The following is a 14,733-nucleotide window of genomic DNA, read 5'->3' as shown; positions in this document are numbered from 1 at the left end:
TAAAGGTCTATATCAAAAAAGGGGGCGAAAAGCCACCCTTAATATCATGTTGATGTTTTTGAAAATGCTAAATGGCCTGTATCTTTAAAACCACACTTGTTCTGTAGGCATTTGCTTCCGGATTAAAGCCTACTTTCATTAAAAAATCTCCGGAGTAAACTTTAGTACTATCAATTGGCGATTTAGCCCCCGGGTACAGGTTAATTTCTTCTATTTTATACTTTTTAGCGGGATCTAATCCTTTTAGTTTAATCGGTAAGATCACCCCATTGGTAAAAAGGGTTGCCACATGATAGTTAAAAACAATAGCCTGGTCTTTAGCGTCGTTTACATAGGCAATGGAGGCTATTTTGTTTTCGTAAGGATCCTGTAAACGGTATTGCTGGCCATGCCAGATAATATCCTTGAAACTATTGTAGGTTTTAACCGCATTTTGACTAAAAAGCAAATCATTTTTACTGAGCTCATTTACCCGTACATCATATCCCAGTTTTCCCATCATGGCCACATCTGTTTTAAATTTAATGGGTTGTTTACCCATATCGGTAATGTGGTTGTCTACAGCAATGGAAGGGAAATAATACGAATATTCCCACTGAATAAAGATGCGGTCGTATGGATTGGTATTGTCGCTCGGCCAAAATTCGGTGAAATGTTGTAGCGCAGCATAATCTACCCTCGAGCCTCCTCCGGCACACAACATCATTGGTATTTTAGGGTATTTTTTTCTAATCCTATCCAGCACACTATTTAATCCCCTGATATATTCCAGATAAAAATGATCCTGGTTTTTTAAAGTAGGAGAGTTTGCATTGTATATTAAAGAATTACAATCCCATTTAATAAAAGCCACTTCCGGTACTTCTTTAAAAATATCATCAACCGTTTTGTAAATAAAATCCTGAACCTTAGGGTTGGTTAAATCCAATACCAGCTGGTTACGCATATAATACTCTTTTCTTTCCGGCTGTCTGATAATCCAATCAGGGTGATTCTCATAGAGCTCACTTTTAGGATTCACCATTTCTGGTTCTATCCAGATACCAAATTTTACACCACTTGCTGTGGCTTCTTTACCTAAAGCACTAATGCCGTTCTTTAATTTTTGTTTGTTATACTGCCAATCGCCCAAACCAGACGTGGCGCCATTGCGTGGATATTTATTGCCAAACCAGCCATCATCCAGTAAAAAAACATCAACCCCTAATTTTTTGGTATCCTTGGTTAATTCGTTTAGTTTTTCATCATTGAAATCGAAATAAGTGGTTTCCCAATTGTTTAATATGGTAGATCTTTCGCCTTTTCCATCTAATATTTGATAGTTTCTGGCCCAGTCGTGCAAATTTCTGCTGGCTAAACCTTTTCCTGCAGATGAATAGGTATAAATGAAGCGGGGAGTAACGAAATTTTCGCCGGCCTTTAAAGTATAGTTCGACGAAAAATTATTAATTCCGGCAGTTATCCTGAGGTAATATTCGTCAAAGGTTTCAAAATCTAATTTAAAGTTTCCGGTCCACGCTAACGAGCCTGCAATTACATCACCCATATCTTCAGTGGCAGGCTGATCTATCGAAACCATAAACGAAGAAGAATGAAGCAAATTTGTTCTGGTCCCCAATTTCGAATCGATGGTTTTTATACCATGTAGCAATTGTTGCTCTTCCGATCGCATTTCGCGTGTAGCGCCACTATATTGGTTTTTAAGAAAGAATTTTTTTCCGCTTAAGGTCAGATTTGCGGAAGCATATTTATTGAGCACTACGGTGCCTTTCTCTTTATGTTCAATTTCTGCCCATTGCTCAATCACGTTTTCATTAAAATAGGCCAGGTATTTTAGTGTAACCTGAAAATTGTATTTTAAATCTTTAAGGATAACGCTGGTTAACTTTCTGTTCTGATCCAGCTGTTCGGTTTTTACATCTGAAAATGTCAATACCGTCGATTTGTTCCCGTCAGCATGGGTTACTGTTAATGCAGGTTCTAATAAATTAAGTGAGCCTGAGGCAATATAAGCTTCACGTTTATTTAAAAGATCGTCAGAGCCAGGTTTGTATTTATCTAATGCCTGTATGCCTGGGTATTCGCCCGCATTCTCTAATTTTTTGCCAAGGTATGTCGATAATAAGGTATTATCACGATCTGTTTCCAGGATGAGTACATTGTTTTTTGTAGCAATTTCTATTGTCTTTTGCGCAAAGCTATTCAGACCTATTGCCATCGAGAGTAAAAAAAAAAATGTGTTTTTTCTTTTCATTATTTATTTGGGTAAAAAGTTTAGGTGATGCTTTCTGCACCTGCTATTAAGAAATCGGGATTATTGACCGATCTGGTTTTAATCGTAAAAATATTCCAAAATAGTTGTAATAAAGATAAGTACAGGTACAAAAAGCAATGCAAATCTTTGTATGTGTAAAAATCTGTTATATAGGTTTTTGTGCGCTGCCGGCTTCGGTTTTGTATCAGATAAATGATCGGTTGTAATCCGTTTTTAGATAAAGCATTCAAACTCGCAGGTACTTGAATGTTTTTACATTTCATATCCTGAATTTTTGACCATTCAAGTTTGGGCTATTGGCATCAGATTAAAATACTATAGGTGATCAATCATGAATTTAAAAGATGCAAATTAGAACTTTCAGATTTTAATAAGTAGGCTATTTATATCAAATTATTATCTTTTTTTAACAAGAATAAACTTTATTGGTCTAATTATAGTTTTAAACCCGGCCATTTCTAAATCTTATTGTAAAATAAACAAGGCATTATTATTGTTGAGGGGAGATCGGTGTTGTTTTTAAAAAATTAGCGTAATTTTATAATCATAAAAAATAACACGATTTTTCAGTTTTAAAGATTTTCAAGAAATGCATTGCCTTCAACATATTAAATTATCGCAACCCCCAGTACGCTCATGAACTATAAACAATTGCAGGAAGATGTAGAAAAGCACGTTGGCGATTACTTCCATACCCATAACGATCCCCGTCTGGTATATCATAACCTCGAACATACGCAGGAAGTGGTTAATGCTGCGCAGCAAATTGCCAATCATTACCAGCTAAATGAGCAGGATTTTTTTGCCGTAACCGTTGCGGCCTATTTTCACGATACAGGGTATTTTGAAGATGCATTAAACCACGAAGCAAAAGGAGCAGAACTGGCTGATCATTTTTTAGCCAAACACCAGGTGAATCAGGAAATCCGTGACCATGTTAAAAGTGCAATACTGGCCACTAAAATTCCCCAGAAACCCAAAAATGAAATTGATAAAATCCTTTGCGACGCAGATTTATTTCATTTAGGCCTGGCCGATTTCAGAGCAAAGGGTAAATTAATGCACAAGGAAAATGAACTGATTTATAAAAAAGATATCAGTAAATTAGATTGGCGCAAAAAAGATATCCAGTTTATGGAATCTCATCATTACCATACCGATTATGCCACTTTACTGCTGAGCGATCAGAAACAAAAAAATATCAGTAAACTGAAAAGTAAATTAACGGCGCAGGAAGAAATCAGTACGGAACTGGCCGAAACTAAAAACTTCGCACCTAATGTGGTACAGGGCAAAAAGAAGAAGGATAAAGACGACAGACCGGATAAGGGTATCGAAACCATGTTCAGGATTACTTCTGCCAACAACCAGCGGTTGAGCGACATGGCGGATAATAAAGCACATATCCTCATCACTGTAAATTCGATCATGCTTTCGTTGATTGTGAGTTTATTGTTAAGGCGACTGGAAGATCACGGCAACCTGATTATACCTACCTTTATTTTGTTATTGGTGAGTTTAACCTGTGTTGTGGTATCCATTTTATCAACCCGTCCATCTATTCCGAAGGGAGAATTCACCCAGGAAGATATGGATAAGAAAAAGGTGAATTTATTGTTTTTCGGCAACTTTTATAAAATGAGCTTACCCAGTTATACCGATGGTATGATTAAGGTGATGAACGATAAAGATTTTTTATATGGAACCCTCATTACCGATGTATACTCGCAAGGTGTAGTTTTGGGCCGGAAATATAAACTGATCCGTTTGGCTTATAATATTTTCATGTTTGGCTTAATTGCAGCAGTATTGGCATTTGTAATTGCTTACGCAGCTTACGGTAAACTTTAATGGAACAGATAGTCGAAACCTCTTTTTTTAACAGAGATTTAAGCTGGTTAAAGTTTAACGAGCGTATTTTAATGGAAGCCGAGCGAAACACTGTTCCGCTTTTAGAGCGCATTAAGTTTTTGTCGATATTCTCCTCCAATCTCGATGAGTTTTATCGAGTAAGGATGCCGGTATTACTCGCTTTAGAAAAATTAAGCAATAAGGAAGATAATGACATTCAGATTGACGATAATTTGCTGAGCACAGCCAATCAGCTGATTTCAGAACAGCAACAGCGCTACGGTAAAGTACTTAAATCAGATCTTATTCCCCTGCTCAAAGAAAATAAGATCAATTTAATTTACGGGCAGGCGTTCCCCGCAGAAATTCAGAAAAGTATAACCCGATACTTTTTAAGTCAGGTAATGGCTTTTTTGCAGCCCGTTTACATTAATGCGAATACGAACTTTTTTCCTTCAAATAATGAGCTCTATTTTCTGATTACACTAAAAAAGAAGGAAGATGCAGAAGTGGTTATTTTAAATATCCCTTCCAATCAGCTTCCCCGTTTTTATAAGGTGGAAACAGGAGATGAAACTTTTATTGTTTTTCTGGATGATATCGTACGTTTTCATTTAGACCGTATTTTCCCGGAAGGTGAAGTTACCGGATGTTATAGTTTCAAAATTACCCGGGATGCCGAAATAGATCTGAAAGACGAATATTCGGGTAGTTTATCAGAGCAGCTGGAAAAACAATTGTTAAAGCGCGATTCGGGTTTGGCTACACGTTTCCTCCACCAGCCAGGTATACCGGCCAATGTTTTCGAACTCCTTAAAAAGCTTTTCAATTTAAAAAAAGCCAATAGGATGGAAGGTGGACAATACCATAACCTGAAAGATTTTATGGGTTTTCCTGTCAATTCGCCAAAGTTATCTAATCAAAACTGGCCAAAACTATGCAATACCGATTTGATAGATGGATCGTTAACCGAAGCCATTTATAAAAACGATATTATGGTACATACGCCTTACCAGAGTTATGATAGCGTGTTGCGCTTTTTTAACGAAGCGGCTATTGATGCTGAAGTAAGGGAAATCTATGTTACACTTTATCGCGTAGCCAGCGATTCGAAAATTGTGAATGCTTTAATCAGTGCTGCAAAAAACGGCAAAAAAGTGACCGTTTTGGTCGAGCTCAAAGCCCGTTTTGATGAAGCGAACAACATCAAGTGGGCCAAAAAAATGAAGGAAGTTGGTGTAGATATTATTTACAGTGTAACGGCCTTAAAAGTGCATGCCAAAGTAGCCTTAGTGAAACGCCAGGTTGGTAATAGAATGCGCTATTCTGGTTTGTTTTCTACCGGAAACTTTAATGAAAGTACAGCCGCTTTTTATACGGATCATATTTTAATGACAGCCAATAAAGAGATGTTACGTGAGGTAGAACTGCTTTTTATTTTTCTGGCCAAAAGGGTTAAGCCCACCTCTGCCGATCTGATTAAATTTAATCATTTGCTGGTGGCGCAGTTTAATTTACAGCAGGTTTTTCTTAACTTGATAGACAGGGAAATCGAACACGCCAAACAAGGCAAGCCATCAGGTATTACCATTAAAATGAATAACCTCGAAGAGAAGGTTTTAATCGACAAACTTTACGAGGCGTCATCGGCAGGTGTAAAGATTGATATGATTGTGCGGAGCATTTGTCGTTTGATTCCAGGTGTACCTGGAATGAGTGAGAACATTAAAATTACCCGTATCGTTGATCGTTATTTAGAACACGGACGTATTTTTATTTTTAACAATTTAGGCAAGAATGATGTATACCTGGGTTCTGCCGACTGGATGAACCGGAATATCTATCGAAGAATTGAAGTTTGTTTTCCTATTTATAATGAGCAGATTAAACAAGAAATGATAGATATTATCGAAATCCAAAAACAAGATAACGTGCAGGCCGTTTGTATAGATGAAAACATGAACAATATTCCTGTCAAAAGGAGCGGGACTCTTGTCGAGTCTCAACACGATATTTATCAATTATTAAAAAAAAATAATGCTGTTTAGTAGGGTCGTCATTCCCAACTTGATTGGGAATCTTAAAGCTTATTGCATTAGGATTCCCGCCTGCGCGGGAATGACGGACGATAAATAAACAGTTACTAACGCCGTGGTCTGTGTCCTCACAGACTACATGATTTTACTTATTAATGGTCTGTGAGGACACAGACCATGGACATTAAATTTTTATCCTATGAAATACAATAAAAACTTCTTAGCGCCCGGCTTTCTCATTGCCCTTGCCTTTATAGGTATATCATGCGTAAATGGTAACCGCGACAATAAAAAAAGTGATTCAACTGAAACCGTTTCTTCAGGCGGGGGAGAAAAATCAAGTCTTCCTTATGATTTAGCAAATCCGGTAAAATATAACATGCCCCAAAATCTTTTCGAAATCTCTGGAATTGTATTTCATAACGGCGATCCGAAAGAAGTATTTGCAATACAGGACGAAGATGGTGATTTATTTCATCTGGGTTTAACTGATAAAGAATCGAAATTCACCAAATTTGGCGGTAAAGGCGATTACGAAGACGTAGCTATTCTAAATAATACCGTAATTGTGTTAAAAAGTAATGGCGAATTACATTCATTCCCTATTTCTGAGATTAATAAACCAGATGTGGCCAATGTGGTTAAAACCAAAGATCTGGTTCCCAAAGCCGAATACGAAGGATTAGCTGCTGATGAGAAAGCAGGTCTGGTGTATGTTTTAACGAAAGAAATTAAGAAAAATAAAAGTGATCAGACCGATATCTATGCCTTTAAATATGCTGATGGCAAATTTACAGCAAGTGGAACCTTTGCATTACCTTATAAAGAGATTGCAGATTTATCAGGCGAAGCTAAAATCAAATTTCGTCCATCTGCTTTGGCTAAAAACCCATCAACTAACGAGTGGTATGTGCTTTCGTCCATGAATAAATTATTGGTTGTTACTGATGAAAACTTTAAAATTAAAGCCACTTATCCATTAAAAGGAAGTTTCTTTAATCAACCAGAAGGTATTGCATTTGACCGCGATCAGAACCTTTATATCTCTAATGAGGGCGGTGCCTTATCGGCAGGAAATATTTTAATGTTTAAATTGAAAAAGTAACCATTGATGTTGGTTACCTCAATCATGCGTCATGCTGAATTTATTTCAGCATCTTCCTGTAATAAAGGCCTTGATCTCGAAACTTTGAGAAGCATGATGATTGTAAGTGATTGCTTAACCTTAATGTACTTAATTTCTTAATGATAAAAACAAGCTATATTAAAAAGTGATCATTAAGGAGTTAAGAAAATTAAGGTTTTGATGCTTAATGTCCTTAACTTCTTAATGGTGAGAAGTCTATTATTACAATTTAGTTTAACATTCAGAAGTTAAGGATGTAACACCTAATGGTAAGAAAAGGAGATGCTTAACGGGTTGAACCCAAAAAAAAATAAAATTTAAATTACTTATCTTTATACAAACGCTGAGTCTATGATTAAAAGATTTACCCTTTTTACCATCTTATTTTTAATTAACTTCATTGCCTTAGCGCAGGATGATGTAAAATATCGTGTAATTCTTTTTGGCGATGCAGGCGAAATGAATCCTGCGCAGATGCAGGATTTAAAAAACGCAGCCAAGCAAATTCTTCCCAAAAAAACAACGGTAGTATATTTAGGTGATAACATTTACCCCACTGGAATGGGGCTGCCAGGAAGTGTAGAAGAAGAGGAAACTAAAAAGATTCTGCGTTCGCAGTTCGAGCCTATGCGTAAAATGGGTGCTGCGGTTTATTTTGTTCCGGGCAACCACGACTGGGATAAATCTGGTCCTAAGGGTTTGGCCAAAATTAAAGCGCAGGATGATTTCCTTAAAGCACAGGGTGATTCATTATTGAGGCTGATGCCCGAAAACGGATGTCCTGATCCCGTAGCGATTAAATTAACCGATAAATTAACCATTATTGCCTACGATAGCGAATGGTGGCTTTTCCCATACAATAAATCAAATCCCAACGGCGAATGCGAATGCCGGACAAAAGATGAGGTTTTGGTCAAAATGGAACAATTGCTGGAAGAAAATAAAAACAAAGTTATTCTATTGGCTTCGCACCATCCATTTCAGAGTTACGGGCCACACGGCGGTTATTTCAATTTAAGAAACCATATTTTTCCATTAACATCTTTAGATAAAAATTTATATATCCCTTTGCCTGTTTTAGGTTCCGTGTATCCTTTACTTCGTTCTACCTTGTTAAGTCCTGAAGATTTAAACCATCCGGCCTATAAGGATATGATTAAATCAGTAACCGGCGTATTCGGCGATTACCCTAACGTAACCTATGTTGCCGGGCATGAACACGGTCTGCAGTTAATCAAAGGAAAACACTTGCAGATTATTAGTGGATCTGGTTCAAAAGTATCGCCAAATAAAGAAGGCAAAACATCTTTATTTCACGAAATGCAGCAAGGTTATGTGGTTGCTGATCAGTTGAAAAACAACGATATGCGTTACGAATATTATATTTATTCAGATACCAGCGTTAAAAGGGTTTACAGTTACATTAAAAAGTTCGAAACCATCCCTCAAAAAGTAAGAAACAGAGATAAACCGATTACAGCTGATAGCATTTTTGTACGTATTAAACCCGAATATGATAGTGTTGGTCGTTTTCACCGGGCTATTTTTGGCGAAAATTACCGTAAAGAATATGCTGCAAGAACAAAAGTTCCGGTACTAAGGGTTTCCCAAATGATGGGTGGCTTAAAAGCGACACAACGCGGCGGTGGCAATCAATCACGTTCATTACGGTTAGAAGATAAAAATGGCAAAGAATATGTGTTGCGCAGTGTAGAGAAATACCCTGAGGTACTATTGCCTGCAGCATTGCGTGAAACCTTTGCCAAAGATATTATAAAGGATAACATGTCGGCACAACACCCGTTTTCGGCGCTGGTGGTGCCTGAGCTGGCTAAGGCCGGGGGGATTGCGCATAGCAACCCGATTATTGGCTGGGTTTCGCCCGATGATAATCTGGGCGAATTTGAATCGGCTTTTGCTAATACCTTGTGTTTATTCGAAGAAAGAGAACCAACGGGAGAATCAGACAGTTCTCCGAAAATGGATAAAAAACTAACAGACGATAACGATAATAGATTAGACGGACCGGCCTGGGTAAAAGCAAGGGCCTTTGATGTGTTGCTCGGCGATTGGGACAGACATGAAGACCAATGGCGCTGGAAAGAAACCAAAACTAAAGATGGTTCGGTATATTCGCCGGTACCCAGAGATCGTGATCAGGTATTTTTTAGATCAGACGGCTTTTTACAGCGTTACACACAATCTTCCTCTTTATTACCCATGATGCAGGGTTATGAGCGTGGCATAAAAGATATCAATTGGTTTTTATGGGAAGGAAGAGAAATCAGCAGTCGTTGGACCGCCAATATCGACGAGGCGGAATTTGATAAAATTGTGAAAGATTTCTGCGCAAATTATAATGATGCCGTTTTCGAAAAAGCGCTAAAAAAACTTCCTGAACCAAGTTATTCCTTACACCATGATGCCTTTCTGGCACAGATGCGTAATCGGATAGCCACCTTGCCAAAGTTAATGAACCAGTATTATCATTTCTTTAACCGCATTGTGGATATCGAAGTGACCAATAAAAATGAACGGATTCAGATCGTTGATGCAGATGATAATGGCTTACGCGTAAAAATCAATAAAATTTCTAAAGAGGGTAATGTTAAAGACGAGCTTTTCGACCGGAAATTTGATCCGAAAGTAACCAAAGAGATCAGGGTATACATGCATAATGGTAACGATAGCCTGATCCTGAACAATAAAAATTCGAACATTAAACTGCGGATTATCGGTGGTAAAGGCACTAAAGTTTACGATTTTGCAAACAGCAATGGATCTGTAAAGTTATATGGCAGAACCGATAAGGCAACTTATAATGGAGAGGATGCCAATAAAATCAGAAAAATAATCTCAAACGATACTGCCAATTTCAGCTATATTCCAAAAGATATGTATCGCCGGAATTCGTGGTTGTTAAATGCAGGTTACAATAATGATGATGGTGTTTTATTGGGCTTGATTTACAAACAGACCAATCCTGGTTTCAGAAAACAGCCTTACGGCAATTCGCAGACCGTTTCCTTTTTGCATTCGTTTTCAACCAAGGCTTTTAGGTTTAATTATAAAGGAGAGTGGTTAAAAGCTTTAGGTAAGGGCGATTTTGTTTTAAAAGCTGATGCTTTCGCGCCAAACAATGTGCAGAATTTCTTTGGACTGGGGAATGAAACAAGTTTTGACGAACATGGCGACGATATCAGGTATTACCGTGCGCGTTTCAACCTTTACCAGGTTGATGCCTCCATCCGGTGGCGCCGCCCTAAATCTACTTTTAGTGTAGGTCCATCGTATCAATATTATAAACTTAATCAGGAAGATAATGCAGGCCGTTTTATCGAAAACCCATCACAATTGCATTCATCCGATTCGCTTACCGTTCGGAACGAAAAGATGTTTGCAGGTGCATTTGTAAATTTCACCAATAATACGCGTGATAACGATTTATTGCCAACCCTGGGTAGTTATGTCGATTTTAAGCTGCTGGCTTATAAAGGCGTTAACAAATATTCTAATTCTTACGGGCAATTTACAGCGAGTATAGCGCTGTATAAAAACCTCGATGGTCGGAAAAAATTCATTTTAGCCGATCGTTTCGGTGGTGGAGTAACCATTGGTAAACCGGCTTTTTATCAGGCTTTATTTTTAGGCGGTCAAGGAAACCTTTTAGGTTACCGTCAGTTTAGGTTTGCCGGCGAGCATATGTTTTATAATAATTTAGAGCTGCGTGCTAAAATTGGCGATTTAGTAAGTTATGTTTTACCCGGACAAGTTGGCTTACTTGGTTTTTATGATGTAGGTAGGGTTTGGAAAAGAGATGAAGCCTCTACATTGTGGCACCACGGTGTAGGAGGGGGCGTTTACTTTGCACCAGCATCACTCACAGTTGTGCGATTTGTGATGGGACACTCGTCTGATGGCTGGTATCCATACGTATCGCTTAATTTTAGGTATTAAATTTGTGTAACATATTAATAGATGTAATATCCAAGTATTACGTTCAGCAGACGAACATTGCTTTTAGGAGTGTGTATCTTTGCAATGAATTAGTAATTAAACAGATAACTATAAATTTTACACTATAGCAAAACTTATACAATGAATACCAATGTAATACAACTACATAAAAACGAATGTATACATTGCCAGGTAGAATCATCTCTGTCTTTCCGTCCGCTTGTGGAATATTTAAAAGGCAGGTTGAAAACAGAAAAATCGGTAAAATCTGAATTTTACAGGTTTTTACTTCAAAAAATTGAAAAAGACGATGTGCTGCTTGGCAACATCAGTGCCGAAGATTTATCTCAATATAAAGATACTTTAGAATTAATTTTTACTATTCTAACCCCTTTAATGGATAATGAAGATGATTTGTTTTGGGCATTAAGTACCCCAATTCCAGATCAGATTTTTTTTAGCACCAATGCATTCTATAAATTTTTTAAGGATCATGATCCTAAAAATAAGGTAACTAAAGACAATGAGCCTATTGAGAAAAAACAGCTTAAGTTTATCTACAATATTATTTTAGGCCGTTTTTACAATTTTACTTCAGTACTGAAAAATGAGATCATTTATGCACACATTAATCAGGACACGAAGCTTACGCAATATTATAATATCCAAACCGATACCAAGTTTGTAGATATTATGCATAAAGGCGATTTGCCTGAGCTTAATTTTGAAGAATTGGGTAAACATTTCCAGGACGAAACCGAACTGGAGTATCTGGTAGCGCATTTGCCGCTGCAAAATTTCCATTTTGAAGGATTCAGCATCATCTCTATCACTGATGTGACCTTACAGCATGCCATTGATGGTATCCGCGATGCCCTGGTTAATCACAATTATCAAACGGAGGCGTATACGCATGTAATCCACGCTTTAAAAACACTTAGCGGAAACGGAAAACTTGAATTTGGCTTAATGCCTTTTTTAACCGTTAACAACAAACTCGTTTTTGATAATCAGGAGTTTTCACAAAGTATGCTGATTAATTCTGCAAAATCATCCAATCTCGAAGAAGAGGTTTTTTATTCGCTGGTTGATAAGTATAAAGAAAACCCACGGTCGATTTTTGTGAGTTCAATCAACGACGATCAGATTGATAAAGATCCTTTTTTGAGGGTTTTAAAAGCAGCAGGAGTTTGTTCTTATTCGGTATTGCCGGTGTATTACAATACCCAGCTGGCAGGTGTTTTAGAGGTTTATTCGAGTGAGGAAGTGTTGGTTGATGATAAATTGTTATCGAGGTTGCGTCCGGCAATGCCTTTAATCGGGCAGCTTTTCCAATACAGTATTGAAGAATTTGATGCCAAAATGGATGAAGTGCTGATGGATAAGTTTACGGCTTTGCAACCATCGGTACAATGGAAATTTAACGAAGCGGTTTGGCATTTTCTTCAACAAAATAACAGTTACCATAAATTAAAGGAAATCGAAACGATCACCTTTAAACATATGTATCCGTTGTTTGGTGCAATAGATATCCGTAATTCTACCATAGAGCGTAATAAAGCTTTAAAAGATGACATGGAAGTGCAGTTAAACAGTTTAATTGATACTTTAAAGGCCATCCGCAAGCATATTTCTTTAGAACTGACCGATAAACTATTATTCAATTGTAAAGATTGGATTAAACGCATCGGTGATTTTGCTTCATCAAATGAAGAAAACAAACTGAATGAGTTTTTAGAAATCGAAGTTTATCCTTTTTTATCCATTATAAAAGGAAACTACCCGATAACAGCTGAGTTTGTAGATCGTTATTTCGAAGTTATTGTTCCAGAAACCGGCGCTGGTTTTGCCAACCGCAGGCAGCTGGAAGTTTCGATGCAACTGATCAATACCGAAGTGAGTCAATACCTGGAGAAATCGCAGGCCAATTTACAGGCTTCTTACCCTTGTTATTTCGCCAAATTCAGAACAGACGGGGTAGAATACGATATTTACATCGGACAGGAAATTGCGCCAGACAGGCCATTTGATTTGTTGTACCTGAAAAATATCCGCCTTTGGCAGTTAACCTCCATGGTCGATATTGCGCGTTTATCGAAAGGATTAATTGGCGAAATGCCTCGTGCCTTAGAAACTACACAGCTGATCTTTATCCACTCTAATGCAATTGACATTAGCTTCAGGAATGATGAACGCCGTTTCGATGTAGAAGGTGCTTACAATATCCGTTACGAAGTTGTTAAAAAACGTATTGATAAAGTATTGGTTAAAGGTACCACCGAACGTTTAACACAGCCCCATAAAATTGCCATGGTTTATTTCAATCCTGAAGAAGCCAAAGAATATATGGAGTACATTAAATACATGCAGGTGCAAGGTTATTTAAACGATGATTTAGAGGAACTGGAACTGGATGAACTTCAAGGTGTTTCCGGATTAAAAGCTTTAAGGGTAGGTGTGAAATACCTGGAAAATAAAGTAACTGCCAAAACAGATGCGGCTAAAAAGCTTAAACCTAAAGAGATCAAATCTATCGAAAAGGAAATCGCTAAGGTATTACAGCACTAAGTTGATAAAATATAATTTTGAAATCCTCTGGTATAAAACCGGGGGATTTTTTTTAGCTTAATAAATTAAACGGATGTCTGTCATGCTGATCGCAGTGAAGCATCTTTAGGCTATGAAACGCAGCACCCAAACTGTTTAATACAGATCCTTAATTACACTCAAGATAATAAATAATAAAAAGCATTTACAAAATGTCCCTGTTTTTGTGGCTGAATAATTATTCTAAATACACCACTATATTTCTTTTTGCCAAGTTTTAAATTAATTTTACAATTGATATTCCTTAAAATCATCCTTATTCATAATAAAATTGGCAGAATACTCTGATATAGCCTCATTCGAAAACTTGTTTAAAAAACATTATAAGTTTTTAGTGCTTGTTGCTTATCAAATGATTAAAGATGAAGCTGCTGCTGAAGATGTTGTTCAGGATTTTTTTATCAACTTTTGGAACAGGCGAAAAGAAGTTACCATCGAAACTTCTTTTCAATCGTACGCCACCCGTGCCGTTAAAAATCTTTCTTTAACCTTTCTAAAGCAACCACTTTCGGTTGAATTAACCGAGCAAACACCCTTAGCCATTCAAACCGATTACCTGGAAGAAGAAGAGGCTTTGCAATTAAAGGAAACCACGGACGAAAAGGTTTTGGGTTTGGTTAATCTTTTGCCCGATGAACGCAAAAAAGTGTTTCTGCAATACGTGGTAGAAGGTTTAAGTTATGCCGATATTGCTAAGGCAAATCAAATCTCTGTTAATACCGTAAAAACACAGATGAAAAGGGCTTATGCTTTTCTAAAAGCCAAAGCAGCAGAAGATCCGCTTTCGGTAATTTTCATCGCCATCCTATTGGGTAAAGGAAAATTCTAATCAAAATATATAATTTATTTTATTGATAATCAGTTAGTTGAAAATTATTTAA

8 protein-coding genes are annotated in these 14,733 nt (G+C 37.3%); 6 read left to right on the top strand and 2 right to left on the bottom strand.

Annotated features, from left to right (window positions below; all coding sequences use genetic code 11):
• Positions 1-67: 67 nt before the first annotated feature.
• Both CA265_11135 and CA265_11130 read right to left on the bottom strand, forming a co-directional pair.
• A complete protein-coding gene (locus tag CA265_11135) occupies positions 68-2,254 on the bottom strand; it encodes an alpha-galactosidase (protein ARS40176.1) in 2,187 nt (728 codons plus the stop codon).
• Positions 2,255-2,274: 20 nt separating this feature from the next.
• The gene (locus tag CA265_11130; GenBank protein ID ARS40175.1) at positions 2,275-2,538 is read right to left on the bottom strand and encodes a hypothetical protein; all 264 of its coding nucleotides are present in this window, start codon (positions 2,536-2,538) and stop codon (positions 2,275-2,277) included.
• Between the two features lie 373 nt (positions 2,539-2,911).
• On the opposite strand from CA265_11130, the gene CA265_11125 reads away from it, so the two are divergent.
• The 6 genes from CA265_11125 (at position 2,912) to CA265_11100 (ending at position 14,681) form a co-directional block, all read left to right on the top strand.
• The gene (locus CA265_11125) at positions 2,912-4,126 is read left to right on the top strand and encodes a phosphohydrolase (protein ID ARS40174.1); all 1,215 of its coding nucleotides are present in this window, start codon (positions 2,912-2,914) and stop codon (positions 4,124-4,126) included.
• 8 nt (positions 4,127-4,134) lie between these two features.
• Positions 4,135-6,174: a polyphosphate kinase 1 gene (locus tag CA265_11120; protein ARS42961.1), complete on the top strand. Its 2,040-nt coding sequence runs from the start codon at positions 4,135-4,137 to the stop codon at positions 6,172-6,174.
• A 187-nt stretch (positions 6,175-6,361) separates the two neighbouring features.
• Positions 6,362-7,267, top strand: coding sequence for a hypothetical protein (locus CA265_11115; GenBank protein ID ARS40173.1), 906 nt, complete (start codon positions 6,362-6,364; stop codon positions 7,265-7,267).
• A gap of 372 nt (positions 7,268-7,639) precedes the next feature.
• Positions 7,640-11,245, top strand: a complete 3,606-nt coding sequence (locus CA265_11110) for a hypothetical protein (GenBank protein ARS40172.1) — start codon at positions 7,640-7,642, stop codon at positions 11,243-11,245.
• Between the two features lie 141 nt (positions 11,246-11,386).
• A complete protein-coding gene (locus tag CA265_11105) occupies positions 11,387-13,813 on the top strand; it encodes a hypothetical protein (protein ARS40171.1) in 2,427 nt (808 codons plus the stop codon).
• 301 nt (positions 13,814-14,114) lie between these two features.
• On the top strand, positions 14,115-14,681 hold the full coding sequence (locus CA265_11100; protein ID ARS40170.1) for a hypothetical protein: 567 nt from the start codon (positions 14,115-14,117) through the stop codon (positions 14,679-14,681).
• The last annotated feature ends 52 nt before the right edge of the window (positions 14,682-14,733 follow it).

Source organism: Sphingobacteriaceae bacterium GW460-11-11-14-LB5 (genome assembly GCA_002151545.1).
Lineage (GTDB): Bacteria > Bacteroidota > Bacteroidia > Sphingobacteriales > Sphingobacteriaceae > Pedobacter.
The sequence above is the reverse complement of the archived record's forward strand: the minus strand, read 5'-3'. Positions and strand labels throughout refer to the sequence as shown.

Bases quoted from the DNA above. Each gene is read 5' to 3' on its own strand.
- CA265_11135 (ARS40176.1), bottom strand. From the start codon at position 2,254: ATGAAAAGAAAAAACACATTTTTTTTTTTACTCTCGATGGCAATAGGT.
- CA265_11115 (ARS40173.1), top strand. From the start codon at position 6,362: ATGAAATACAATAAAAACTTCTTAGCGCCCGGCTTTCTCATTGCCCTT.
- CA265_11105 (ARS40171.1), top strand. From the start codon at position 11,387: ATGAATACCAATGTAATACAACTACATAAAAACGAATGTATACATTGC.
- CA265_11130 (ARS40175.1), bottom strand. From the start codon at position 2,538: ATGAAATGTAAAAACATTCAAGTACCTGCGAGTTTGAATGCTTTATCT.
- CA265_11125 (ARS40174.1), top strand. From the start codon at position 2,912: ATGAACTATAAACAATTGCAGGAAGATGTAGAAAAGCACGTTGGCGAT.
- CA265_11110 (ARS40172.1), top strand. From the start codon at position 7,640: ATGATTAAAAGATTTACCCTTTTTACCATCTTATTTTTAATTAACTTC.